Source organism: Allobosea minatitlanensis (assembly GCF_964020775.1).
The window spans coordinates 2,766,441-2,791,871 of record NZ_OZ224509.1 but is presented as its reverse complement, the minus strand read 5'-3'; the positions used below and the strand labels follow the sequence as shown (position 1 = coordinate 2,791,871).

Genomic DNA, 25,431 nt, shown 5'->3' with positions numbered 1-25,431 from the left:
TTCGCCGGCTTCGGCGACGGACTCGCGACGGCTCGCCGGGAAGCGCTCCAGGCAGCTTGTCTCGGCGGTCGGGCAGGGGTCGGGGTGTTCACGTGAGCGCTCTGGTCGGTGACGGTGCCGCGGAAGGCGGAGACTATCTGCCATCAAACAAAAAAGACAGCAATTACAATAATTTATACCTATAACGATTCAAATCTTCTTCTTCCTTGGCGAACGGTCCGGAGAGCCACTGCATCGGGTTTCTCGACCTCCTCGACACGGTGCGCTCGGCGATGCGCGATCCGACCTGGGCATCGCCGTGCTCGAGGGCTATGTCTTCACGGCGCTAGCCTATGCGGTGCTCAGCTACGGCAGGGGCTCCTACAGCGGCTTCGTGGAGCGCCGCCTCAAGACCTGCCATCGCGCTTGCGCGGCGGAGCGCCCGGCATGTCGAGAACGCGGATTCCACTTTTACGCCAGATGCCTTAGGCGGTTCGTTGCGGGGCCGCTTGCGCTTCCGCAGGGCGACAGGAGCTCGCAGCCACGATGCCGAACTACCCGGATACCTTCTATGCCCGCACCGCCGCGACGACGCAGGAGCGCGCGCCGCTCCAGGGCCGGGTCGAGGCCGATTGCTGCATCGTCGGCGGCGGGCTAGCGGGACTGACCTGCGCCCATGAGCTGGCCAGGGCGGGGCGCTCCGTCGTGCTGCTCGAGGCGCAGGCCGTCGGCTGGGGCGCCTCGGGCCGCAATGGCGGCTTCGTCGGCACCGGCTATGCGCGCAGCCACGCCTCGATCGCCGGCGCCATCGGCGAGGCCGGGGCCGATGCCCTCCACGCGCTCTCGATCGAAGGCATGGAGATGGTCCGTCAGACCATCGAGGAACTCGGCATCGCCAGCGCGGAGCCGCTGCCGGGCAAGCTCGGCGTGGTCCGCTACGACAGCGGCGATGCGCTCGAGCGCAGCCGCGACAGGCTGGCGCGCCAGCATGGCTACGAGGTCGAGTTCTGGCCGACCGAGCGGGTGCGGGCCGTGCTGCGCTCGCCGAAATACCATCAGGCGCTCTACGATCCGCATTGCTTCCATATCCACCCGCTGAACTATGCCCGCGCGCTCGCGGCCGCGGTCGAGGCCGGGGGCGGGCGCATCTTCGAGGCCTCGCGGGCGGTCGGGACGGAGCTTTCCGGAGCGGAGAAGCGCGTCGCCACGGCCTCCGGCGAGGTCCGCGCCCGGCACGTCGTCTTCGCCGGCGGCGGCTATACCGACCGGCTGGTGCCGAAGCTGCGCGCGAGCCAGCTTCCGATCGCCACCTATGTGCTGACGACCGAGGAGGCGCCCGAGACGATCGCGTCCGTGATCCGGACGCGCGCCGCGATCAGCGACGACCGCCGGGCCGGCGACTATTACCGGCTGGTCGAGGGCGGCCGGCGCCTGCTCTGGGGCGGGCGGATCACCACGCGCACCAGCGAGCCGCGCGACCTCGCCGCCCTGCTGCGGCGCACGATGATCTCGACCTATCCCGAGCTCGCCCCGCTCAGGGTCGAGCTGGCCTGGTCGGGGCTGATGTCCTATGCGCGCCATCTGATGCCACAAATCGGCGAATTGCAGCCGGGGGTCTGGTACTGCCAGGGTTTTGGCGGCCACGGGCTCAACACCACCGCCATCGGAGGGCGCGTCGTCGCCGAGGCCCTGCTCGGCCGGGGCCGCCGGCACGAGCTCTTCGCGCCCTTCGGCCTGGTCTGGAACGGCGGCCCCTTCGGGACGTTCGCCGTGCAGGGCACTTATTGGGGCTACCAGCTCATGGATTGGTGGCGCGAGCGCTGAGCGCGCCGCCGGCTGGGCGCGGGGCAGGCTTCGCGCCCGTTCTTTCGGCGCATCCTCTCCCTGCCATCGACGCGGTCCGGCTCCCGGCCGGGCTAGCCCGAAAGGGGTACCCCATTTGTGCGGACGGGAATCCCTTTGCTCGCTTCGTTTTGCGGTGCACCAAGCGTAAGCTGGGCATTCAATTGGGTCGAGTGAGGGTCGTGTCGTGCTGCCGAACAGGATTTCTTCCGAAACCGCGATCACTCCGGCGGAGTTGAAAGTATCGGCTCAGAAAATCAAGGATCTTCGTCTCTCGGCGACCGCGAGCTCGGTCGAGATAGGCAGGGAACTGCTTAGAGTCAAGGAAAAGTTGCCCCACGGCATTTTCGTCAAGTGGGTCGAAAGAGCCTGCGAGTTCAAGATCAGGACGGCGCAGGATCTGATGAAGCTCGCGCGGGAGGCGGAAACCGACGCGAAGCTGGTCGCCCTGATGGTGCCTTCGACGCTGCGCGTCTACCTCTCGAAGAAGACCCCGCCCTCGGTCCGCGAGGCCATCCGGCAAAGGCTGGAGAACGGCGAGCGCGTCTCGCGCAGCGATCTGCATTCCCAGATCGCGGACATCAGGGCGAAGGCCGGGGCCGAAACGGGGGCTCCGCCGGCGCGGGAGGGGTTTTCCTCCTCCTTCCTCTCGTCCGGCCTGCGCGGATCCGTCGACGGGCGGCGCAGCGACGGGGGCGGCGACAAGGCCCGCAAGGTGGCCGAGCTGCTGCTCAGCCGCCTGAGCGCGGAGGATTACGACCAGATCATGGACGGGACGAGCTGGGAGGTCTGGAACAGGGTTTTCGTCTGGATGAGGGCCGCGCGGGGCGCGCAGACCGGAGAAGCGGAGCCGGCCCTTTCCAGCGCGCCCGCCCCGTCCCTCGCCATCGCCGACATGCCGTCGGCCAAGCTCCAGTAACGATCATCGCGGTTGCCTGTTCGGTTGTTCCCGGTTCGAGACGCGTGCCCCTGAACCCGCTTTCCGGCGGCGAAGCATGATGCGGGCAGCGCATGGCCGGCGGATTGGAGAAAGAGCGGAAAGCCAATGTCGGGTGATGTCGACGATCCTCGGTCCCTGTCGCCGCTCGGCTGGCTCACCCTGCGCCGGCGCTGGAAGCTGATCTGCGCCTGTGCCGCGGCGGGGCTGCTGCTCGGTGCGGCTTTCGTCGCGCTGAGGGGCGCGAGCTACACGGCCTCGACGCAGTTCCTGGTCTATGTGAAGGAGGTCCAGCCCGGCTCGGAGCTCGTCGTCTCCCTCGGGCGCGCCGATCTGACCCAGGTCGAGAACGAGATCGAGATCATCCGCTCGCGCGGCACGCTGGCCAAGGTCGTGGATGCGCTGGGCCTGGCCGACGACCCTGAATTCGGGCCCGCCGCCTCGCTGCTCGGCAGCGGCGCCCGCTGGCTGCCCGGCGCGTCGCGGGCCGCTTCCGAGGACGCGCGCGGCCGGCGCGAGATCGCGATCGAGGCGCTGGCGCGGCACATCGCGATCAGGCGGATCGGCACGAGCCACGCCATCCTCCTTGCGGTCACCACCGCCGATCCGCAGAAATCCGCGCTCATCGCCACCGGCATCAGCCAGGTCATGCTCCAGGCCCGCGTCAGCGCCGAGCAGGACGGCGACCGGTCGTCGCTGCTGCGCGAGCGGCTGCAGGGGCTGGGCCCCAGCGTCTATGTGATGACGCCGGCCCTGGTCCCGGACAGGCCGAGCGGGCCGCGCAGGATCCTGCTCGTGCTCGGCTCCGCCATGGCCGGCCTGCTCGCCGGCGTCGTGCTGGCGCTGTTGCGCGACCTGGCGGACCGGACGATCCGCACAGCGGCCGAGCTGGAGGGTTTCGGGCTGGAATGCCTCGGCGCGGTGCCGTGGATCGCGCAGAGGGGGCGGGGGGCACGCGGCCGGCACCTGCCGGGCGAAGCGCCGCGCGCCGCGGAAGCCGTGCCCGCGCCGCTCGCGAACCAGACCTTCCTGCGGATGGTGGCGGCGGCCGAGGCGGCGAAGGCGCGCCTCGTCGGCATCGCCTCGCCGCTGGCGGGAGAGGGGGCCGCGACCGTGGCGCGGCATGTCGCCCGGGCGGCGGCGCGCAGCCGCAGGACGGTGCTGCTCGTCGAGGCCGGCGGCGCGGCGCCCGCGCTTCGGGACGGGGAGACGCCCGTGCCGGCCGTGCTCGGCGACGCCCTCTTCCAGCGCCATGGCGGCGTTCTCCGGCATGGCGGCGGCGAGGAGCCCGACATTCTCATGGTCGCGCCGCAGGGCGAGGGCGGCATCGCCAACTGGCGGCTGCGGGCGGACCGCAGCTTCCTCGCCGCCTACGACCTGATCGTCATCGGCCTGCCGCCGCTCGAGCAGGGCCCGGTCTTTCGCATGGCGGCGCAGGGCGTCGACGGGATCCTGCTGGTGACGCGCTGGGGCGGGGCGAGGATGGAGCGGATCGAGCGCGCCTTCACTGTCTCGGGCGCGGTGCCGTCGGATTTCATCGGCGCGGTGCTGAACTGGGTCGACGACCGGATGATCGGGCGGTTCGGCGACGGATTCTGGCAGGCGGAGGCGTCGATCGCGGCCCGGCGACGCCCGTTCGCGGCGGCGACATCGTCCATTCCGGCCGCAGGAACAGCGTAACGGAGCAGCGTAACGCGGAGAGGTGCTACAATGAAGCGGAACCGTTCATGGGTGAATTTCGTCGGCACAACGTCACTGCTTCTATGCATGCTCGACGGCAATGCGGTTCGCGCCACGTCCGACTACGTGGTCCGCGCCGACGACAAGCTCAAGATCAAGGTCTTCCAGTATCCGGAGCTGAGCGGCGAGTACAAGGTTCGCGCCAACGGCACGATTTCCATCGCGCCGCTCGGCGATATCCCGGTCAACGGCCTGTCGACCAAGGAGATCGCCAACCAGATCTCCGAGCGCTTCGTGCGGGCGGGGATTTCCGACAAGCCGGGAACCTCGGTCGAGGTGCTGGAGACGCGGCCGGTCTATGTGCTGGGCGATGTCCAGAAGCCGGGGGAATATCAGTTCCGCCCGGGCATGACGGTGCTGCAGGTCGTCAGCCTGGCGGGCGGCTGGCTGCGCTTCAACGATCCCGGGCTGATGCGGCTCGACCGCGACAGCATCACCATCACCGGCGAGATGCGCAATCTGGTCCGGCGTTATTATGAGCTGACGGCGCGCCGGGCGCGGCTGAACGCCGAGCTGGTGATGAAGACCGACGTGCAGTTCCCGGCCGAATTGGTCGCGCGTTCGCAGAGCGACCCCGGGCTGAGGCAGTTGATCGACGAGGAGCGCTCGCTGCTGAACATCCATGTCGATGCGCTGAAGACCCAGATCGACAGCCTGGAGCAGAACCGCAGCCTCTACGAGCGCGAGATCGAGGCGATCGGCCGCCAGATCGAGGCCAACAAGGTCCAGGCGGCGAGCGTCGAGAAGGAGCTGGTGGAGGTGCGCGGCCTGGTCAAGCGCGGCCTGACCACCATCGGCCGCCTGGCCAATCTCGAGCGCATGCAGGCCCAGCTCGAGATGAACGAGCAGGGCTTCCAGACGCTGATCCTGCGCTCGCGCCAGAACATCACCCAGGCCGACCAGCGGATCTTCGACCTCAAGAGCGAGCGGAACGCCTCGCTGACCGCCGAGGTCCAGAAGGTCCGCATGGATATCGACGACATCAGCGTCCGGTTCGACACCAACAAGAGCCTTCTCGTCGAGGCCAAGGTGACGGTCCCGACCCTGGTCGGCGTCTCCGACGGCGCCGTCGAGACCCGCAGCCTCGTGGTCGTGCGCATGCAGGACGGCAAGGCGCTGACGATCGACGCCAGCGAGCATACCGAGCTCCTGCCCGGCGACGTGCTGCGGGTCCAGCGCAGCATCCTTCCCGATGCGCTGGGGATCGGCCCGCTCGAGCAGACCGGCCTGGCGGCGCCGGCCGCCGGCCTCACGACCCCGGCCGGCGTCAAGCAGTAGCCGCGCCGCAAGGTCCGTATCCAATCAGTATCGTTGCGTGTGGTGCCTTGTTTCGTCCCGTGGATGCGAGTGGGAGAGATCGACGATGGCCTTGGGAGACGGTGATCCCGGAAAGAAGGGGGCTGGCGAGCCCTCCATCCAGCAGCAGATGCTGGCGTTCGAGCCGCAATTGCGTGCCTATGCCATGTCCCTCAGCCGCAGCGCTGACAGATCCGACGATCTCGTGCAGGAAACGCTGCTGCGCGCGATCACCAAGATCGACACCTTCCGGCCCGGCACCAATCTCGGCGCCTGGCTGACGACGATCCTGCGGAATTGCTACCTCTCCGACCTGCGGCCCGGCGCCACGAGGTCGAGGACGCCGATGGCTGCTATTCCGAGGCGCTGCGCGCCGCCCCGGAGCAGGAGGGGCTGCTCGAATACCAGGAATTCTGCTCGGCCCTGCGGGAGATCCCGTTCGACCAGCGCGAGGCGCTGATGCTGGTCGGCGCGGCGGGGCTCTCCTACGAGGACACCGCGACGCTCTGCCGGACCACCACCGGCACGATCAAGAGCCGGATCAACCGCGCCCGCGCGCGGCTGGCCGCGCTGCTCTCGATCGACAGCGTCAGCGAGATCGGCTTCGACAGCCGCACCCGCGCGGTCATGGCCGGCGGCCAGGCCAGCGTTCCGAAGCGCTGGTCTTTCTGACCGACGGCCCTTGCTTGGGCCGGAACGGCGCCGCCGGCGGTGCCGGGAGTGCGCTTCATTTGACCGAACCAGGCCGTCCTTCCGGGCTGGCCCGGAAGGACGGCCTGGTTCCGCGTGAAGCGGACCTGCTCTAGCGTTCGCGCAGGCTGTCGTGCCGGTAGCGGGCGAGCGGAGAGAGCAGATAGCTGATGATCCGCCGCCGTCCGGTCTTGATCTCCGCCGTCACGGCCATGCCGGGCGACAGATTGACCTGCTTGTCCTCGATCGCGAGCTGCGTGCGGTCCAGCGAGATCCGGGCCGAATAGAGCAGCTCCTGGCCGCGGGGCTCGCTGCTGTCGGTGGCCGCGCCCGAGGTCTTCTCGCCGCCGGGGGCCTTGTCGCGCGGGATGGCATCCTGCGAGATGCTGAGGATGTTCCCGCGCAGCAGGCCGTAGCGCGTGAAGTTGAAGGTGTCGATCTTGATCGCGGCTTCCTGGCCGGCGCCGACGAAGCCGATATCCCGGTTCGAGATCATCGCCTCGATCTCCAGCCGGCTCTCCGCCGGGACGATGAACATCAGGGTCTGTGCCGGGGTGACGACGCCGCCGATGGTGTGGATCGCGAGCTGCTGCACCACGCCGTCGACCGGCGCGGTCAGCCGCTGCAGGTTGCGGCGCTGCTCGGCCTTGACGATGTCCCGCCTCAGGCCGGCCGCCTTCTGCTGCGCCTTGCTGAGATCGTCGAACAGGGTTCTCTCGTATTCGGCGATGGTCTTGGTCCGGGTCTCCGTCAGGGCCGCGACCGCGGCCTTGGTCTCGCTGCCGCGCTTCTCCTGGACCAGGATATCCTGGCGCTGGCCGACGAGGTCCTGCAATTCGGCCAGATAGGTGACCTTGGAGCCGAGCTCCTTCTGGAAGAGCTGCTCGCGGATCTCGACGCGCTGCTGGAGCGGCACGATGGTCGATTTCAGCTTGTCGACGGAGGCCTGGATCGTGTCGCGCTCCGCCACCTTCTGCGCGAGCTGGCCGTCGATGGTGGCGAGCTTGGCCTTCTGCTCGCTGCTCTGGCTGACGAGCAGGCCGCGATAGACCTGGAGCAGCTCGGGCGGCGCGTCCGCCGGCGGCGCGAAGACCGAGATCGGGTTTTCCTTGTCGGCGATCGCCGCCTGCAGCCGGGCGATGTCGAGCCGCGCGGCCATCAGGTCGCTCTTCAGATGCCCGAGCTCGGCGTCGACGGTCGTGGTGTCGAGATCGACCAGCACGTCGCCGGCCTTGACGCTCTGGCCGTCATGGACCTGGATCGCGCGCACGACGCCGGTCTCGAAAGGCTGGATCATCTTGGTCCGGTCGCTCGGCACGATCTTGCCGGGCGCGACCGCGACGATGTCAACCGTGCCGATGCAGGCCCAGGCCAGAGCGGCGCCGAAGATCGCGACGATGCTGAGCCCGATGATCCGGCCGAGCGGCGAGGGCGGCGTCTCCACGATCTCGAGCGCCGCCGGCAGGAAGGCGAGCTCCAGCGCCCGCAGGCGCTTCTCGTCGGTCGAGCGGGCGATGACCGCCCGCTGCAGCGCCTGGGAGCGCATGGCGAGGCCGGACACCGCCGAGCGGGTGTTGTCCGCGCCCCAGCGCGCCGTCGTCGCCAGCGCCCGGCGCGCCCGGATCGCCACCGCCCTGTCGAAGCGCGGCACGCGCGCGCCAGCCGTCCTGGAGGGCCTCAGCAGGATGATGCGGCCATCCCATTCGTCCTCGAACTCGGCCCGCGTCATCAGGATCGGCCGCGGGCTTTCCGCCCGGACGACCAGCACCTTCTCGGCATTGGCCTTGCCGAGCAGCAGGAAGCCGCCGTCGCGGAGCCCTGCGATGCAGGGCAGAGGCAGGGCGGCGAGCTTGTCCCAGCCCACCGACCGCAGCCGGCCGCTGAAGCCGCAGGCCCGCGCGCCGCGCAGGATGGCGGCGGCATCGACGGCGCCGCCGCCGAGATGCCGGCGGAGATCGTCCGTGGTGATCGTGGCGCCGCGCAGGCGCAGCAGCATGTCCAGGGCGTGAAGGCCCGACTGATGATGTGTGAACGCTTGCATGGCGTTTGTCTGGCCGCGGTCCCCGCTCGGGATTCAACGCGGCACACTGGTCCCCGATACGATGGAAGGTGCGATTATCCGACGGCGTCCTGGAACGGCTCCTGGAACGGCTCTTGGAGCGGTCCTTGGCGCGCCTCCTGGCCGCGCCTCGCGGCGATGCCCGAAGGCTGGTGCCCCGCGAGCGCCGGCAGCGCCGCGCCGGCATGCGGTTCGGCCCGGCCCGGCCCGCGATGCGCGGCCGCGGGCGCGCCGCCGGCTTCCGGCAGGCCGGACTGGAGCCGGTGCAGCGTGGCGTAGCGGCCGCCCGTCCGCACGAGCTGCTCATGCGTGCCGTCCTCGATCAGCCGGCCCGACTCGATGGTGACGATGCGGTCCGCCATCCGCAGGGTGGAGAGCCGGTGCGCGATGATGAGTACGGTGCGGGACCGCGCGATCTGCGCCATGTTCTGCTGGATGATGTGCTCGCTCTCGTAGTCGAGCGCGCTGGTCGCCTCGTCGAAGATCAGGATGCGCGGATCGGTCGCCAGCGCGCGGGCGATGGCGATGCGCTGCCGCTGCCCGCCGGACAGGCTGCCGCCGCGCTCGCCGACGATGGTGTCGTAGCCCTCGGGCAGCTTGAGGATGAAGTCGTGCGCGCCCGCCAGCTTCGCCGCCTCGATCACCCTGTCGGCCGGGAGGGCCGGGTCGGCGAGGGCGATGTTGTCGCGGATCGAGCGGTTGAACAGGACGTTGTCCTGCAGCACGACGCCGATCTGGCGGCGCAGCCAGGACGGGTCGATCTGCGCGACGTCCACCCCGTCGACCAGCACCCGGCCGTTCTCCGGCACGTAGAGGCGCTGGGCGAGCTTCGCCAGCGTGCTCTTGCCGGAGCCGGAGGGACCGACGATGCCGATCATCTGCCCGGCCGGGATGGTCAGGTTGATGTTGTGCAGGATTTCCGGCCCGTCGATCCGGTAGCGGAAGGTGACGTGCTCGAAGCTGATGTCGCCGCGGATGGCCGGGAGCGCCGTCCGGTTGGGGTTGTAGGCCGGCTCCGGCGTGGTGTTGAGGATGTCGCCGAGGCGGGCGATCGAGAGCCGCGTCTGGTGGAAGTCCTGCCAGATCTGCGCCAGCCGCAGCACCGGGCCGCTGACCCGGCCGGCCAGCAGGTTGAAGGCGACGAGCTCGCCCACGGACAGGTCGCCGGCGATCACCAGCTTGGCGCCGACATAGAGCAGCGCGGCGGTCACCAGCTTGCTGACGAGCTGGACGACCTGGCTCGCGACATTGCCGAGGTTGAGCACCCGGAAGCTCGCCGCGACATAGGCGGCGAGCTGCTCTTCCCAGCGCTGCTGCATCTGCGGCTCGATCGCCATGGCCTTGAGCGTCTCGACGGCGGTGACGCTCTCGACCAGGAAGGCCTGGTTCTCGGCGCCGCGGGCGAATTTGTCGTCGAGATAGCGCCGGAACAGCGGCGTCACGCCCGCCGAGATGCCGACATAGAGCGGCAGCGAGGCGAGCACGATCCAGGTCAGCAGCGGCGAGTAGAAGAACAGCGCCGCGACGAAGACCAGCGTGAAGAACAGGTCGATGACGAGCGTCAGGCCGGAGCTGGTCAGGAAGTTGCGGATGTTCTCCAGCTCGCGCACCCGGGCGACGGAATCGCCGACGCGCCGCGCCTGGAAATAGCCGATCGGCAGCGCCAGCAGATGGCGGAATAGGCGCGCGCCGAGCTCGACGTCGATCCGGTTCGTGGTGTGCGAGAACAGATAGGTCCTGAGCCCTCCGAGGACGACCTCGAACAGCGCGATCGCCACGAGCCCGATCGCCAGCACGTCGAGCGTGCTCAGGCTGCGGTGCACGAGAACCTTGTCGATGACCACCTGGAAGAACAGCGGCGAGACCAGCCCGAAGAGCTGCAGGAAGAAGGACGCCACCAGGACTTCGGTGAGGAGCCAGCGATATTTGTGGATGGCGCCCATGAACCAGGTGATGTCGAACCGGCGCGCCAGGTCGGTCAGCGTCGCGCGCTTGGTCATCAGCACGAGCCTTCCGTCCCAGACCGCTTCCAGCTCGGCGCGCGACATCATGCTCGGCCGCGGCGCGTTCGGCGCCTGGACGAGGATCCTGTCGTCGCCGCAGCGCCCCAGCACCAGGAAGCCGCCGTCGCGCAGCGCGGCGATCACCGGCAGCGGTGTCTTGGCCAGCCGCTCCCAGCTCGTCGTGATGGAGCGCGCCTTCAGGCCGAGGCCCTTGGCGCAGCGCACCATCTCCGCGACCCCGATGGGGCGCCCGGGAAACTGGTGCTGGATCTGTTCCGGGAGGACGCTGACGCCCTGTCCGCGCAGGATGAAGAGCAGCGCGATCAGGCCGTCATCGGAGATGGGATGGGTATCGTTGTCGGGATTTTCCAATCGCCGTACCCCGCATTCATAATGGTGAACGCGTGCGCGCGGGGATAAGCTCCGCGTGCACGGCTTGGTGAGCGCGCCGGGCGCTCCGGTGGCGTCGCGATCCGGGAAGGCCGGGCGCGGCTCCTCTGCCGGCCCGGCCTCGCTGCGGGATCAGCGATTCGGCTTCGCCAGCGTCTGCGCGGGGTTGTTCCACCACGCTTGCGCGGCCCCGCCGGAGATCGCTGCGGGGGTGGCGAAGCTCGACGCCGCATACTGGTCGAGCAGGGCGAGCCTGGACATCGCCGACCCTTGGGACGAGGTGGCGCCGGCCACGCCGTCCTGCGCGCCCGGATAGCCGACCGTCCTGCGGTTTCCGAAGGAGAAGTCGGAGCCGCTGCCGTGACGGTTGCCGCCGAACCAGGTGCCGGTCGAGGCGGCGGCGGACGCATCCGTGCCGGAGGCTGCCGTCGCAGTCGTCGCCGCCTCCGCCGTGGTCGCCGGAGCCGCGAGGTCGGTTGCCGCGACCCGCGCCGCCTGGCGGGTCGATCCGCTCGACGACGCCGCTGCGACCACCAGCGTTCCGGCCGGCTGGTGCGGCGCGCCGGAGACGTTGACGGCGTTGCCGGCCTTGTCCTTGACGCCGGCCAGGTTGTAGCCGGAGACCTCGAGATCGGAGGCCTTGTCGCCGGCCTGCACCTTGTAATCGAACTGCAAGGTGGTGGTGCCGGCGCCGCTGACGTATTTGGCCGTCCCGTTGCTGTTCAGCGACAGGGTCGGCGTGCCGTCGACGGTCACCGCCTCGTTGAAGTTGACCGAGAGGCGGACGGTGTCGCCGGCGCGAACGGTGCCGTTTCCGTTGGTGATGCCGGAGCCGTTGGCCGCGATCCACTGCACCTTGGGCGCCGTGGCGTCGCCGCGGGTGTCGACGGCGAGCGTCCCGGCCGGCTGGTGCGGCGCGCCGGAGACGTTGACGGCGTTGCCGGCCTTGTCCTTGACGCCGGCCAGGTTGTAGCCGGAGACCTCGAGGTCGGAGGCCTTGTCGCCGGCCTGCACCTTGTAGTCGAACTGCAAGGTGTCGGTGCCGGCGCCGCTGACGTATTTGGCCGTGCCGTTGCTGTTCAGCGACAGGGTCGGGGTGCCGTCGACGGTCACTGCCTCGTTGAAGTTGACCGAGAGCCGGACGGTGTCGCCGGCGCGAACGGTGCCGTTTCCGTTGGTGATGCCGGAGCCGTTGACCGCGATCCACTGCACCTTCGGCGCCGTGGTGTCGCCGCGGGTGTCGACGGCGAGCGTCCCGGCGGGCTGGTGCGGCGCGCCGGAGACGTTGACGGCGTTGCCGGCCTTGTCCTTCACGCCGGCCAGGTTGTACGCGCTGATCTCGAGATCGGCGGTGTTCTGGCCCGCGGCGACCTTGTAGGCGAACTGCAAGGTGTCGGTGCCGGAGCCGCCGACATAGCTGGCGGTGCCCTTGTCGTCGAGCGACAGGGTCGGCGTGCCGCTGACGGTGACCACCTCGCTGAACTTCAGCGTCAGATAGACGGTGTCGCCGAGATGGACGGTGCCGGTGCCGTTCTTGACGCCGGGGCCGTCGGCCGCGACCCACTGCACGGTCGGCTTCGTCGTGTCCTTGCCGGAGGAGGAGCCGCCGGAGGATCCGCCGGTCGCCGGCGGGTTGGTCGTGGCCGGAGGATCGGTCACGACCGGCGGGGTCGTCGTCGGGGGCGTGGTGGTCGTGCCGCCGGACGAGCCCGAGCCGCCGCTCACGCCCTGGAGCAGGGGCGTGATGTTGCCCATGTCGTGCCACAGCGCCGTCATCGTGGCATCGTCGAAGGCGTTCGCCTGCGCGCGGATATTGGTGGTGCCGCCCGCCACGTCGACGACATAGGCGCCGTATTTCTGCAGGGCGGTGAAGACCTCCTGGCCGAGCTTGGAGAGGCCGGCCGGCATCGGCGTGCCCGGCGGGATCGCCAGGAGCTGGCCTTCCTTGACGATGCCCGAGGCGCTGCTGCCGTCGCTGGCGATGGCCTGGCCGATGGCGCCGGACTGGACCAGCTTGGAATCGACCACAAGCTGCAGGGCGTGGTCGATCGAGCCGTCATTGACCTCGTCCTTGACGAGAAGGCCGCCGAGCTGGCTGGCGCCCACGGCCGTGATCCCGGCGCCGAGGAAGGGCGACTTGCTGCCCCAGCCGTCGCCGGTGACGATGTTCTCGGCCCCGAACGAGGCGGCCGAGGCCGTCGTCGCGCTGGTCCGCTTGAACTGCCAGAAATTATAGGCGACGTCGCCGTCGATGACGATGAGCTCGCCATCGGTGCCGGCGGCTCCGTTCGCGGCTGCCGGCATGTGAACGCTGACGGTGCCGCCGGGGTAGCCCCAGCCCGGGGGATAGGTGACCTGGACCAGCGGATCGGAAGAAGAGGCAACGTAAACGGCGGGGGAGTAACTATCCCACGCTACGCTGTAATTGTATCCGGTTGAAGCGGGCCAGTTGAGTTTGGTGAATGTAGCATCGCTAGATACTTGGGTATTCCAACTCGAAGACGCAGAAAACGGCGGGGTTTCGAGTGAGGTCATATGCCTATTTTCCTTGGGTATATAGCAGGAAGCGGACGCGAGCTTGGTAGGCCAGCCGGATAGTGCTCGCTGATCCGTGGAAACGCAGCGGATAGCCAGGCATGCTGCGCGACGTGGAAGGCCGGATGACGGGTCGTCGCCCTCTCAATCGGCGACTCTTAGGCCCATCCGCGAGCGAGGGTGGTGAAATATCGTGTTTGGAATGTGATGCGCAAAGAAATTTGTTGTTAAAAAATTTTCCAAAGATTTTTCAATGAATTATACCGTTTTCTTCTGTGGGAATCTCGTGTCCCCCGCCTGAATCGGGCGTCGGACCGGGCTCCCGGAAGGGCTGTCCGGGCCGATCGGGAACCGGCGGAAGGGCCGCGGATTCGGCGGTCGTGCGGGGGCGGACGGGGCGTCGCAGGGAACGCTAGGGTACGGTCTGCTTCACGCGCCGGAGCAGCGGCGAGATGCGCGCGAGGTCGCGCCGCAGGGCCGCGATCGTCGCCTCGTCATAGGCGTTCGCCTGGGCGCGCAGATTGGTGACGCCGCCGGCGACGTCGACCACGAAGGCGCCGTAGCGCCGATAGGCGCGAAACACCTTTCCGCCCAGGGGCGAGAGCCCGTCCGGCATCGGCGTCGCGGCGGGAATGGCGAGGCGCTCGCCTTCTTGGACCAGCCCTGCCGGGCTGCGGCCGTCGCCGCCGATCGCCGCGCCCGTGTAGCCCGGCTTCGCATAGGCCGCGTCGATCGCGATCTGGAGCGCATGGGCGATTTCGCCGCGGTCGGTTTCGGCCTGCACCAAGAGGCCGGCGAGCTGGCTCGCGCCGGCGGCCGTGATGCCCGCGCCGAGAAAGGGCGAGGCGCGTCCCCAGCCATCGCCGCAGGCGAGATCGGCCGAGGCATAGGCCTGCGCGGTCGCTTCCTCGGGGCCGAGCCGCCTGAACTGCCAGAAATTGTGAACGGTGCCGCCGTCGATCACCAGCAATTCGCCGTCGCTTCCCCGCGCGCCGTCGGCCTCGGCCGGGATGCGGATGGCGAGCCGGCCGGCCGCGCGGCCCCAGCTCGCCGGATAGGCGACCAGGACGAGCGGGTCCGAGGCCGCGCCGACATGGATGGCGGGGGAATAGCTGCTCCAGGCGACGCCGAACAGCGCGTCCGCCGGCCAGTCGAGCTTTTCGAGGGGCGTGCTCGCGGGCAGCGGCGTGTTCCAGGAGGACGCAGCCGCGAATGGCCGCTCTCCCAGGGTGAACCCCCCGGCTGGAGGAGCCTCGGCGGCGGCGCGCCCACCACCGGGCGCGTTCGCCGGGCACCAGCCCGCGATCGCCAGAAGCGCGAGGGAAAGGGCGAGGCGCTGCATCCGGCCGGCGCCCATGGTCATCGCTCCGTGCGGACCCAGTCGATCCGGCGGCGGATGAGGAAGCGGGCATAGGAGGGCAGCTTGCGCAGGCCATAGGCCGGGCCGGCCGCCAGCTCGCGCCAGGAAATCACGTCCCGGCCGAAGCGCCGCCATGCGGCGGCGATGGAGGCGGCGAAGCAGGCCAGCGTCGCCGAGGCGGCAAGCAGCGGGGCCGTCGCGCCCGTCGCGGCAAACCAGGCGAGGCCCGCGCCTTCCAGCAGGAGCAGGGTCAGCGCCAGCAGCGTCAGCGGCGGCGTGCACAGGTCGAGCGTGAAGGCGAGGAGATGCAGGCTGCGCCGCGCGACCGCGCGACGGGCCAGCGGGAGCAGGAATTCGGCGATGATGGCGAGATGGCCGTGCTCCCAGCGCGTGCGCTGCTGGCGCTTTCCGGCCTCGGCGCCGGGAAGCTCGCTGACGATCCCGGCATCCGGGCAGAACAGCGGCGCCAGGCCGGCGAGGGCGAATTCGGCGCCGAGCTTCTGGTCTTCCGCGAGGTGGCCGGTGGCGAGGTCGAACCGGCCGAGCGGCGCGAAGGGCAGGGCCATTCCCGAGCCCATCAACTGGCAGGGCCAGCCGAGATGCGCCGAGCCCAGCGGCCGCACGAAGGTCTTGATCGTCCAGGCCAGCCGCGAAACCTTGTCGGCCGGGCTCGCGAGGGGCGGCGCCAGCATGGCGTAGCGTGCCTGGACGGGGCGCCCCGTCGCGGCGCAGCGCCGGGCGAGCAGCGCCAAGCTTCCGGGCAGGGCCTCGCAATCGGCGTCGACGACGATGACCACCTCCGGCGGCTCGGCGGCGAGGACGCGCAGCCCATGCGCCAGCGCATGGCCCTTGCCGCGCCGCGTCGCGTCCCGGCGGACCGTCACCTGCGCGCCGGCGCGCGAGGCGGCCTGCGCCGTCTCGTCGGAGCAGTTGTCGGCGACCACCAGCAGGCGCCCGGCCTCGGCCAGTTGCGGCAGGATCGCGGCGATGCCGCGGGCGATGATCGCCGCCTCGTCATGGGCGGGCATGATCACGGCGAAGCGCGGGCACGGCCCGGCCGCCGACGGGCCGGGGCGCCGGCCGGGACCGAGCGCCGCGCCGATCTGCACCGCGAGGAAGAGGACGGGCACCGCCGCCAGGAGGCAGGCCGCGAGCAGGGCGAGGGTCAGGGCGCCGGTCATCGTCACGCTGGCTCCACGCCCGGGAGGCTTGCCGGCGAGCGGGCCGCCTCCGCCGCGATCACGGCCTGGAGGACCGCCTGCGCCGGCAGGGCCGCGGCCTGCGCGGTTCCGGCCGCGGCGCCGCGCCATTCGCTTTCGCCGGGCGAACGGGCCAGGACGTCGAGGATCTGCTCGGAGGCGTGCCCGTCGCCGAACGGGTTCCGCGCCTGCGCCATCGCGCGATAGGCCGCGGGGTCGGTGAGCAGTTCCCGGCAGGCCGAGACGATCGCGCCGACCTCGGTCCCGACCAGCCGGGCGGTGCCGGCCTCGACGGCCTCGGGGCGCTCCGTGCTGTCCCGCAGCACGAGGACGGGCTTGCCGAGGGCGGGTGCCTCCTCCTGGACGCCGCCGGAATCGGACAGGATGATATGGGCGCGGTTCATCGCCAGGACGAAGGCCTCGTAGCCCAGCGGCTCGATCAGCGACACGCGCGGATGCGCCCCCAGCATCGGACCGACGACCTGCCGCACGCGCGGGCTGAGATGCATCGGGCAGACCACCCTGAGCTGGGGGAAGGCCTTGAGCAGGATCAGCACGGCTTCGCAGATGCGCCGCATCGGCTCGCCCTGGTTCTCGCGGCGATGCGTCGTCAGGAGAAGGGTGGGGGCGGGCGGGGCCGCCGCGGCCGGGGCTGCCCTGGCCAGGGTCAGGAGGAGCGCGTCGATCGCCGTGTTTCCGGTCACCCAGATCGTTTCCGCCGGCACGTTCTCCTTCAGCAGGTTGAGTCTGGCCGTCTCCGTGGGCGCGAAATGATAATCGGCGATGACGCTGATCAGGCGGCGATTGACCTCCTCCGGGAAGGGCGCGCGCTTGTCGTAGGTTCTCAGCCCGGCCTCGACATGGGCGACCGGCACGTTCTCGTAGAACGCCGCCAGGGCGCCGACGAAGCTCGTCGTGGTGTCGCCCTGCACGACGACGACATCGGGCCGGACATCCGCGAGCAGCCGTTGCAGTTTCCCAAGGATCGCGGTCGTGACCTGGGCGAGGCCCTGGTCCCGGCGCATCACGTCGAGATCGGCGAGGATCGGCAGGCCGAAGAAGCCGACGACCTGGTCGAGCATCTCGCGATGCTGGCTGGTGCGCACGGCGAGCACCTCGAAGCGGCCGGCATCGGCCCCGGCCGCCAGGATGAGCGGAGCGAGCTTGATCGCCTCGGGCCGTGTGCCCATCACCACGAGAAGGCGTTTGCGGCGAGCCATCGCGAGCCTCCGTCAGGGCCGCGGGGCGGCGCGCCGGGCCTGGAAGATCTGGGCGGGGGAGAGCTGGGCGAGGACGCTCCAGGACATCAGGCCGAGGAAGCGCGAATTCGTGACCAGATAGCGCCGGAACAGCCGGCGCGGCTCCTGGGCGAGGCGGTAGGCCCATTCGAGGCCGGCGCGCTGGAGGAAGGCCGGCGCCCGCTTCCGCAGCCCCGCGATGACGTCGAAGCTGCCGCCGACGCCGATGACGACGCGCGCGCCGAGACGGTCCCACTGCTCCTCGATGAAGCTCTCCTGCCGCGGCACGCCCATCGCGACGAAAAGCAGCTCGGCGCCGCTCTCCGCCACCGCCTTCGCCCGCGCCTCGGCCTGCTCAGGCCCGAAATAGCCGTCGGCGCAGCCGCGCAGGGCGAGCCCGCGATGCCGCTCCTGCAGCACCCTGGCGACGGTGCGCACGGTGGCGCCTTCCGCGCCGAGGCAATAGACGCCGATGCCCTCCCGCGCCGCGCGGGCGCAGAGCAGGTCGATCAGGTCGATGCCGGTGACGCGCTCCGGCAGGGGCTGGCGCCACAGGCGGGAGGCCCAGACCAGCGGCTGCCCGTCGGCGACGGTCCATCGCGATCTCTCGACGAAGCGCTGGAGGCGCGGATCGGAGCGCATCGTCATCAGGACCGCGACATTGACCGTCGAGAGGATGCCGCGCTCCCCGGCGCGGATCGCCCGGACGACCGCTTCGACCGTCTCCTCGGCCGTGAGGCTGTCGAAGCGGCCGTTCAGGATCTGGATCCGTGGGGGCGCCTCGGGGACGAGGCCTTCTGCGACAAGGCTCCCGGAAGCACGGCTTGCGACTGCGTCTGGCGGCATCGGAAATCCCTCGGGCGGAAGTCGAAGGGCGGCGGCAGGCAGGCCGGCGGGAGGATCGGCACGGCGAGAATTCGCCGTCCGCCGGACGCATGCCGTACGGAAAGCCAATGCCGGATTCTGGGCTTTGTTCGCGCGGGAGCGGTTATCGGACTGCTTTGCAGCGTATCGCCGGAGGTCAAGACGATGGGAGTGCGGGGACATCCGCATGAGGAGCGCGGCGCCAGCGTCAAAAGCGCAACCGGTTGCGTTTTCGACGCTGGCCTTGCTGTCGCGGAGACTTGAGGGCGCCGATTCGGGCGGCTGCGAAGAACCGGCGGCCACCGCCTGCATTAAGGCAGTGCGGATGTCGAAACCTTCGATGCGCGCCCCAGCATTCGGTGAGCCGATGTCGACCAATGCCATCTCCCCCCGGATGCGACATCTCTCCATGGCCGTGCTGGCGCATGGAACCCAGCTCTTCTGGACCGTGCTGGTGGCCGCCCTGGAGATGATCGTGATTGTCGCCTGCGCCTATGGCGCGTTCGTCGCCTATTCGGCGGTCGTCTATGGCGTGATCTTCTTCCGGCTCGACTATGCGCTCGCCTCGCTCGCCGTCGGGGCGCTGTATGTCGCCCTGTGCATCGCCGACAACCAGTACGACCTGCTCGGCCCCCAATGGAACGAGCATTGCTGCTCGCGCGGCGGCGTGGCGCTCGGTCTGTCCTTCGTGACGCTGCTGACGATCGGCTACCTGACCAACAGCCTCGGCGGCTATTCCCGCGGCACCTTCCTGGCGCAGTTGCTGGCGACGCTGTTCGGCCAGATCGCGATCCGGGCCGGCCTCGCCCATGTCATCGAGCGCGTGCGCTGGCGCGGGCGATGGCGCCGCGAGAGCATGGTCGTGCTGGTGATGCCGGGCGCGCGCGGCGTCGGCCATGTCCGCGCCCGGCTGGCGGCGCGGCACGAGCACATCCTGCGCTGGTACGACTTCCCCGCGGCGCCCGGCGGTGGCGGCGGCGCCTCGCTGGAGGCCCAGCTCGCGGCGATCCGCAGCGAATGCCGGGTGCTGCCGATCGACGCCGTGCTCGTCCTGTTCGGCTCGGACAACATGGAGGATGTCTCGAAAGCGGTCGGGGCGCTGTCGGAGCTGCCGGTGCGGATCCAGCTCCTGCCGGTCGAGCTGGCCGAGCTGATGCGGCGCAGCCGCATCGGCAGCTACGGCCATCTGCGGGTGCTCGAGCTGTTCTGCGGCCCGTGCTCGCTGCGCGACCGCTTCCTCAAGCGAACCTTCGACATCGCCGGCTCGGTCGTGCTGCTGACGCTGCTGTGGCCGCTGTTCCTCGTCGTCGCCGCGCTGATCAAGCTCGATACGCGCGGGCCGGTGCTGTTCCGGCAGATGCGGCTCGGCTTCAACAACGAGCCGATCCAGGTGCTGAAGTTCCGCAGCATGAACTGCCTGGAGGAGGCCCGTGCCGGATTCCGCCAGGCGACCCGCGGCGACCCGCGTGTGACGCGCGTCGGCCGGGTGCTGCGGCGGACCAATATCGACGAGCTGCCGCAATTGCTGAACGTGCTGAGGGGCGAGATGTCCCTGGTCGGGCCGCGGCCGCATGCGGTGGCCCACAACCAGATGTTCGCCGACCAGATCCGCCGGATGTTCCGCCGCCACAACGTCAAGCCCGGGATGACCGGCTGGGCCCAGGTCAACGGGCTCAGGGGCGAAACCGACACCTTCGAGAAGATGCAGAAGCGGATCGAGCACGATCTCTACTATGTCGACAACTGGTCGTTCTTCTTCGACCTCAGGATCCTGGTCAGGACGATCGTCTCCAGGAGCGCGCGCATCAATGCCTACTGAGCGGGAGGGGGAAGCCGCGATGCGGGTCTGCTATTTCGTCAGCGAATACCCCGCCGTCTCGCACACCTTCATCCGGCGCGAGATCGCCGAGCTCGAGCGGAGCGGCCTGTCGGTGCTGCGCGTCTCGCTGCGCGGCGGCGGCCGCAGCCTGGTCGACGAGGAGGATCTCCGGGAGAAGGCGCGCACGCGCTACATCCTCGACGGCGGCAAGGCGCGCTTGGTGGCGCGCTGCGCGGCCGCCTTCGCCGCGGCCCTGCTGCGCAGCCCCCTGGCGCTGGCGAGAGCCGCCGGTGCGGCCTTTGCGATGATGCGGCGCTCCAGCCGTCCGGCGCCGCTTCACCTCGCCTATTTCGCCGAAGCCCTGCTGCTCGCGCGCCGGGTGGTCGAGGAGGAGGTCGAGCACGTCCACGCGCATTTCGGCACGAACGGCGCGGAGGTCGCCATGCTGTGCCACCTCCTGACCGGCGTGCCCTACAGCTTCACCGTGCACGGCCCCGACGAGTTCGACAGGCCCGAATATCTCGGCCTGCCCGCCAAGGTCCGGCACGCGGCCTTCGTCTGCGTGGTCAGCGCCTTCACCGGCAGCCAGTTGCGGCGCTGGGTCCCGGCTGGGGAGTGGCACAAGATCCAGATCGTCCGATGCGGGCTCGATGCCGCCTTCCTGTCCCGGCCGCCGCTGAGGGGCGTGCCGAAGAACCGCCTCGTCGCGGTCGGGCGGCTCAGCGGGCAGAAGGGTCATCTCGTGCTGCTCGAGGCGCTGGGGATGCTGGCGCGCGAGGGCGTGCCGTTCGATCTGACCCTGGTCGGCGACGGCCCGCTGCGCCCGCTGCTCGCGCGCGGCATCCGCGAGCGCGGGCTGGAGCGGCAGGTCGAGCTGGCCGGCTGGATGAGCAATGCCGAGGTGCGGGCTGCGATCGGCGAGGCGCGGGCGCTGGCCCTGCCCAGTTTCGCCGAGGGTCTGCCCGTCGTCCTGATGGAGGCGCTGGCGCTCGGCCGCCCGGTCGTCGCGACCTATGTCGCCGGCATTCCCGAGCTGGTCTCCGACCGGGAGAACGGCTGGCTTGTCCCGGCCGGCAGCGCCGAGCGCCTGGCGGGCGCCATCCGGCAATGTCTCGCGGCGCCCGACGCCGTGATCCGCGCGATGGGGGCGGCCGGCCGGCGGCGCGTGCTGGAGCAGCACGACATCGCCCGGGAATGCCGCAAGCTCGCCGCCCTGTTCGCCGCCGGGCGGCCGGCGCAGGCCGCGGTGGCGGTGTCCGCGGATGTGAGCGAGGCCGCAGCCTTCGCCGGCGGCCATCCGATGCGGCTGGGCGAGGTGGTCACGCTCCGGACGGGGCATTCGGGCTGGATCAAGCGCTGAGGCGCGGACACAGCCAATGGCCCGCGGGGGCAGGAACGGGGAAGCCCTTATGATCGACGTCTCCGTCGTCGTTCCGACCCATGATCGCCGGCAGCTCCTGCCGCAGGCCGTCCGCGCGATCCTGGGCCAGAGGGAGGTCGCGATCGAGCTCGTCCTGGTCGATGACGGCTCGACCGACGGGACCGGGCCGTGGCTCGACCGTCTCGCCGCGGTCGAACCGCGGGTCAGGGTCGTGCACCATGCCCAACCGCGCTTCATCTCGGCCGCGCGGAATGCCGGCATCGCCCATGCCGCCGGGCGCTGGATCGCCTTCTGCGACGATGACGATCTCTGGGCTCCCGACAAGCTCGCCGCGCAGCTTGCCGCGATGCGCGCCGCCGCCGCGAGCTGGGCCTGCACCGGCGTCGCGGTGGTCGACGAGGCGCTTCGGGTCGTCGGGCATCATCGCGCCGCGGGCGGCCGGGTGCTGCCCGGCCTGTTGCAGGCCAACCGGGTTCCGAGCGGGTCGACGGTGATCGTCGAGCGCGACCTCCTTCGCCTCGCCGGCGGCTTCGATCCGGGGTTGCGTGGCTCCGAGGACTGGGACCTCTGGATCAGGCTCGCGGCGCATGCGCCGCTGGCCGCGGTCGACCGGCCTCTGGTCGCCTACCGGCTCGGGCGGCGATCCCTCTCGATGGACGTCCGGGCGATGCGCGCCGGCCGGGAGGTCATCGCCGCGCGCTATGCGGCGCTGGCTTCCGCCCATGGCGTCGCGACCAATGTGGCCGGCCATGAGCGCTATCTCGCCCGGCAGCTCCTGCGGGCCGGCGCGCGCCGGTCGGCCGCGGCCATCTTCGCCGCGCTGGCCTTCCGGCATGGCCGCTGGCGCGAGCTGCCGCGCGCCGCCGCCGCGCTGCTCGCGCCGCGCCTGACGGACCGGATCGGCCAGGCGCGTGCCGCAGGCGCGGTTCCCGCGGCCTGGCGGCGGGAGGTCGAGCCCTGGCTGCGGCCGATCCGGGAAGCCGGCGGCCTGCTCCCCGCGCAGGTCGGGCGCTGGGCCGACGCCGTGGAGCAGGCGACATGAGGCCGGCGGCGGGGGCCGTCGGCATCGCCCTGCGCGAAGGGCCGCCGGTTGCCGGCCGCATCCCGCTGACCTGCTCGGTGCGGACGGCCAATGACGAGGCGATCGGGCGGCTGCTGCGCGGCGCGGTGTTCGCCATCCTGCTGGTGCGGGCCTCCTCCGACCCCATCTTCAACCTGCTCGGCGGCGAGTCCGGCACGTCGATGGGCGTCGGCGCCCTGTTCAACGTCCTCGCCATCGCGATCGCCGGCACGCTCTTCCTGCGGGCGCCGCTGAAGGCGCCGTTCCCCGTGCTGGCGATCTGGGGGCCGTTCCTGCTGATCGCCTTCGGCTCGACGCTCTATGCGCCGGACTTCAAGGCGGCGGCGCGGCTGGCCTGCGTGCTGCTGTCCTACTGGGCCTTCTTCGCGATCCCGTTCTTCATCCTGCGCACCGCGCGCGATCTGTGGCGCTTCGTCCTCGTGGTGCTGGCGTCCTCGCTTCCGCCGACGCTCTACGCCTTCGTCGACATCGCGCGCGGTCTGTCGGACCTCGGCGCGTTCCGCCTGCAGAGCACCTTCTCGCATCCGAACATCTATGCCTTCTACCTCGTGCTCATGCTCGGGCTGGCACTCTATGTCCGGGCGTCGCGGGCCGTGCGCTTCTCGCCCCGGCTGCGGCGGCTGGTGACGCTCTATGTCCCGCTCCTGGTCCTGTTCCTGCTGCTGACCAAGACGCGCAGCGCCTGGGGCGCCTGCGGGCTGATGTTCCTGGTCTACGCGGTCCGGATCGACCGCCGGTTCCTCGCCGGGCTGCTGCTGGTGCCGCTGCTGTTCGCCGCGAATCCGAGCCTGATGGACCGGCTGACCGACATCACCGCCGCGACGGAGGTCGACAGCTTCTCGCAGCTCAACGACAGCACGCGGCTGAACTCCTATGTCTGGCGGCAGGCGCTGTGGCAGTCCGCCCTTCCGGAGATCCTGGAGCGGCCGCTGCTGGGCCACGGCCTCGAAACCTTCAGGCCGTCGACGCCGCGCTTCTTCCCGCTGATCGGCCCGCAGGGCATCGACGGCCACAACTTCTATCTTCAGATGGCGTTCGAGATCGGCCTCCTCGGCGTGCTCGCGCTGGCCTGGCTGCTCGCCTGCGTCGGCTGGAGGCTGGCGCGCGGCCTGCGGCGCGATCCGCCCGGCCTCCTGATCGTCGCCTGCATCCTGCTGGCCTACCTGCTCGAATCCTATTCGGACAACATGCATTTCTACCTGTCGTTCAACTGGTACTTCTGGTTCGTGATGGGCTGCGTCCATGCCTGGCTCGGCCGGCGGGAGGCGCCGGCTCCGGCCGGCTGCCCTACGGGAACGGCGGCGAAGAACCCGGCGTTGTCTCCGTGAATGCCAGAGCGGGCGAAAGGCGCCGGCTGGGCGGTGCCGGCGATCCGATCCCGCCACGGGCGGTCCGGGCGTCCCTCCGCTCCCGTCGCGGGCCTGTCGGGCCGGATGTGATCGAAGGCCGAGATGGACACGAGAAGCCGCCCGCAGCTCATCGACGACAGGGACGGGCTCGAGGGCGGCATCGCCGTGCGGCCGCACCCGTCCTTCGGGCCGGGAAGCCTCAGGAGCCGCAAGCGCCTCCTGGCGGGCGGTGCCCTGGCCTGCCTCGTCCTCGCCGCGCTCTATCTCGGCCTGCGGCCGGCGACCTACACCGCCACGAGCCAGCTCCTGGTTTATATCCGGCAGATCCTGACGGGTCCCGACCAGGCGATCCTGCCGGGCCGGGCGGACCTGCCGATGGTGCAGAACCAGATCGAGCTGCTGCGCTCGGGCAATGTCCTGGCCAAGGTCGTCGAGGCGCTGGACCTGGCGGAGGACCCGGAATTCGCCGGCGAGGCGCGGCTCCCGGCGGGCGGCTCGGCCTCCCGCGCCGCGCTGGGCGCGCTGGGCGCCAGGCTCGCCGTGCGCCAGATCGGGACCAGCCATGTGATCGCCGTGAGCTTCAGGGCCTCCGACCCGGCCAAGGCCGCCCGCATCGTCAACACCGTGGTCCGCATCTATCTGCAGGAGCTGGCGCGCGCCTCGGACGCGGCCTCGTCGCGGGCGCCGACCCTGCGCGAGATCTACCAGAGCCTCGGGCCGAGCGCCCAGGTGATCGCGGCGGCGGAGCCGCCGGTCCGGAAGGACGGGCCGCCGCCGGCGCTGATCCTCGCGGCCGCCGCGCTGTTCGGCCTGGCCGCGGCGGCCGGGCTCGCTTTGCTGCTCGACGCGCTCGACGACACGATCCGCAGCCGCAATCAGATGGAATACGTCCTCGGGCTGGAATGCCTGGGCGTCGTGCCGCGCGTGCCGGAGAGCGGCGACGGGGCCGGGGACGCCGCCGCCCGCCGCCTGCTCGCGGCGAAGCATCCGGCGCTGCGACGCGCGCTCGCGCTGATCCGGGAGCGTTCCGCCGGCGGGCTCAGGACGGTCGGGCTGACCTCGGCGCTGCCCGGGGAGGGGGCCACGACCCTCGCCATCGGCCTGGCGCAGGCCGCCGCCGCCACGGGCTGGCGCGTGCTGCTGGTCGATGCGGTGCCGGACGACCCGGCGCTGTCGCGCCGGGTCGCGAGCCTCGTGCAGGAGCCGCCTGCGCCTGGCGCGCCACCGGGCGCGGGAGCGCTCGACGGCCTCGTCGCCGTCCGGCCGGGGCTGGACGTCCTGCCGCTGGCCGAGCGGCTCGGCGGCACGGACCGCCTGGCGCCGCGCGGCCTGCTCGAGGCGGTGCTGGGCGCGGCCGGGGCGGCTTACGACCTCGTGATCGTCGACATGCCGCCGCTCGCCGCCGGGCCGCAACTGCGCGCCGCGGCCGGCGCGCTCGACGGCATCCTCCTCGTGGTCAGATGGGGCGCGACCCGCTCCGAGCTGGTCCGGCAGGCGTTCCGCTCCGCCGGGCCCGCGCGGGAGCGGTTCGCCGGCACGGTCCTCAACATGGCCGATGAGGCGGCGATGAAACGTTATGGCTACGAGCTTCCCGCGGATCCGACGGCCGCAGCGGCAGCCTGAGACACTTCGCTCCGGCCTCCGGACGGAGACTTGCAGAGGGAGAGCA

The 25,431-nt window shown here is 70.6% G+C and carries 16 protein-coding genes and 1 pseudogene; 10 read left to right on the top strand and 7 right to left on the bottom strand.

The window, feature by feature from the left end; genetic code table 11:
• Positions 1–525 precede the first annotated feature (525 nt).
• The 5 genes and pseudogenes from ACWH43_RS13705 to ACWH43_RS13685 all read left to right on the top strand — a co-directional run bounded on the left by ACWH43_RS13705 (position 526) and on the right by ACWH43_RS13685 (position 6,466).
• Positions 526–1,803, top strand: coding sequence for an NAD(P)/FAD-dependent oxidoreductase (locus tag ACWH43_RS13705; protein ID WP_158445808.1), 1,278 nt, complete (start codon positions 526–528; stop codon positions 1,801–1,803).
• 205 nt (positions 1,804–2,008) lie between these two features.
• On the top strand, positions 2,009–2,740 hold the full coding sequence (locus ACWH43_RS13700; RefSeq protein WP_260349516.1) for a DUF3102 domain-containing protein: 732 nt from the start codon (positions 2,009–2,011) through the stop codon (positions 2,738–2,740).
• A 126-nt stretch (positions 2,741–2,866) separates the two neighbouring features.
• A complete protein-coding gene (locus ACWH43_RS13695; RefSeq protein WP_158445810.1) occupies positions 2,867–4,438 on the top strand; it encodes a Wzz/FepE/Etk N-terminal domain-containing protein in 1,572 nt (523 codons plus the stop codon).
• A 30-nt stretch (positions 4,439–4,468) separates the two neighbouring features.
• Positions 4,469–5,776 (top strand): polysaccharide biosynthesis/export family protein, encoded by a 1,308-nt coding sequence (locus ACWH43_RS13690; RefSeq protein WP_158445811.1) that lies wholly within the window; start codon positions 4,469–4,471, stop codon positions 5,774–5,776.
• Between the two features lie 85 nt (positions 5,777–5,861).
• A pseudogene (locus ACWH43_RS13685) lies at positions 5,862–6,466 on the top strand (sigma-70 family RNA polymerase sigma factor).
• 130 nt (positions 6,467–6,596) lie between these two features.
• Here ACWH43_RS13685 and ACWH43_RS13680 read toward each other — a convergent pair.
• The 7 genes from ACWH43_RS13680 to ACWH43_RS13650 form a co-directional block, all read right to left on the bottom strand.
• On the bottom strand, positions 6,597–8,525 hold the full coding sequence (locus ACWH43_RS13680; protein WP_158445813.1) for an HlyD family type I secretion periplasmic adaptor subunit: 1,929 nt from the start codon (positions 8,523–8,525) through the stop codon (positions 6,597–6,599).
• 74 nt (positions 8,526–8,599) lie between these two features.
• On the bottom strand, positions 8,600–10,918 hold the full coding sequence (locus tag ACWH43_RS13675) for a type I secretion system permease/ATPase (RefSeq protein ID WP_158445814.1): 2,319 nt from the start codon (positions 10,916–10,918) through the stop codon (positions 8,600–8,602).
• A gap of 150 nt (positions 10,919–11,068) precedes the next feature.
• Positions 11,069–13,240: a hypothetical protein gene (locus ACWH43_RS13670; protein WP_158445815.1), complete on the bottom strand. Its 2,172-nt coding sequence runs from the start codon at positions 13,238–13,240 to the stop codon at positions 11,069–11,071.
• Between the two features lie 643 nt (positions 13,241–13,883).
• Positions 13,884–14,828 (bottom strand): hypothetical protein, encoded by a 945-nt coding sequence (locus ACWH43_RS13665; protein WP_158445816.1) that lies wholly within the window; start codon positions 14,826–14,828, stop codon positions 13,884–13,886.
• Between the two features lie 2 nt (positions 14,829–14,830).
• Positions 14,831–16,012 (bottom strand): glycosyltransferase family 2 protein, encoded by a 1,182-nt coding sequence (locus ACWH43_RS13660; RefSeq protein WP_158448247.1) that lies wholly within the window; start codon positions 16,010–16,012, stop codon positions 14,831–14,833.
• Between the two features lie 2 nt (positions 16,013–16,014).
• Positions 16,015–17,250 carry a non-hydrolyzing UDP-N-acetylglucosamine 2-epimerase gene (wecB, locus tag ACWH43_RS13655; RefSeq protein ID WP_158471793.1) on the bottom strand — a complete coding sequence of 412 codons (1,236 nt, stop codon included), beginning with the start codon at positions 17,248–17,250 and terminating at the stop codon, positions 16,015–16,017.
• Positions 17,251–17,262: 12 nt separating this feature from the next.
• Entirely contained in the window at positions 17,263–18,114 is an 852-nt protein-coding gene (locus ACWH43_RS13650; protein ID WP_260349511.1) for a WecB/TagA/CpsF family glycosyltransferase, read from the bottom strand.
• A gap of 385 nt (positions 18,115–18,499) precedes the next feature.
• Here ACWH43_RS13650 and ACWH43_RS13645 point away from each other — a divergent pair, with 385 nt between their 5' ends.
• The 5 genes from ACWH43_RS13645 to ACWH43_RS13625 all read left to right on the top strand — a co-directional run bounded on the left by ACWH43_RS13645 (position 18,500) and on the right by ACWH43_RS13625 (position 25,385).
• Positions 18,500–19,951, top strand: a complete 1,452-nt coding sequence (locus ACWH43_RS13645; RefSeq protein WP_260349510.1) for an exopolysaccharide biosynthesis polyprenyl glycosylphosphotransferase — start codon at positions 18,500–18,502, stop codon at positions 19,949–19,951.
• Positions 19,941–21,311 (top strand): glycosyltransferase, encoded by a 1,371-nt coding sequence (locus ACWH43_RS13640; protein WP_260349509.1) that lies wholly within the window; start codon positions 19,941–19,943, stop codon positions 21,309–21,311. The genes ACWH43_RS13645 and ACWH43_RS13640 overlap by 11 nt, the downstream gene beginning before the upstream one ends.
• 49 nt (positions 21,312–21,360) lie before the next feature.
• Positions 21,361–22,374 (top strand): glycosyltransferase family 2 protein, encoded by a 1,014-nt coding sequence (locus tag ACWH43_RS13635; RefSeq protein ID WP_448153512.1) that lies wholly within the window; start codon positions 21,361–21,363, stop codon positions 22,372–22,374.
• Positions 22,371–23,741: an O-antigen ligase family protein gene (locus ACWH43_RS13630; protein WP_158448117.1), complete on the top strand. Its 1,371-nt coding sequence runs from the start codon at positions 22,371–22,373 to the stop codon at positions 23,739–23,741. The genes ACWH43_RS13635 and ACWH43_RS13630 overlap by 4 nt, the downstream gene beginning before the upstream one ends.
• Before the next feature lie 123 nt (positions 23,742–23,864).
• Positions 23,865–25,385, top strand: a complete 1,521-nt coding sequence (locus ACWH43_RS13625) for a tyrosine-protein kinase family protein (protein ID WP_158448116.1) — start codon at positions 23,865–23,867, stop codon at positions 25,383–25,385.
• Positions 25,386–25,431 lie beyond the last annotated feature (46 nt).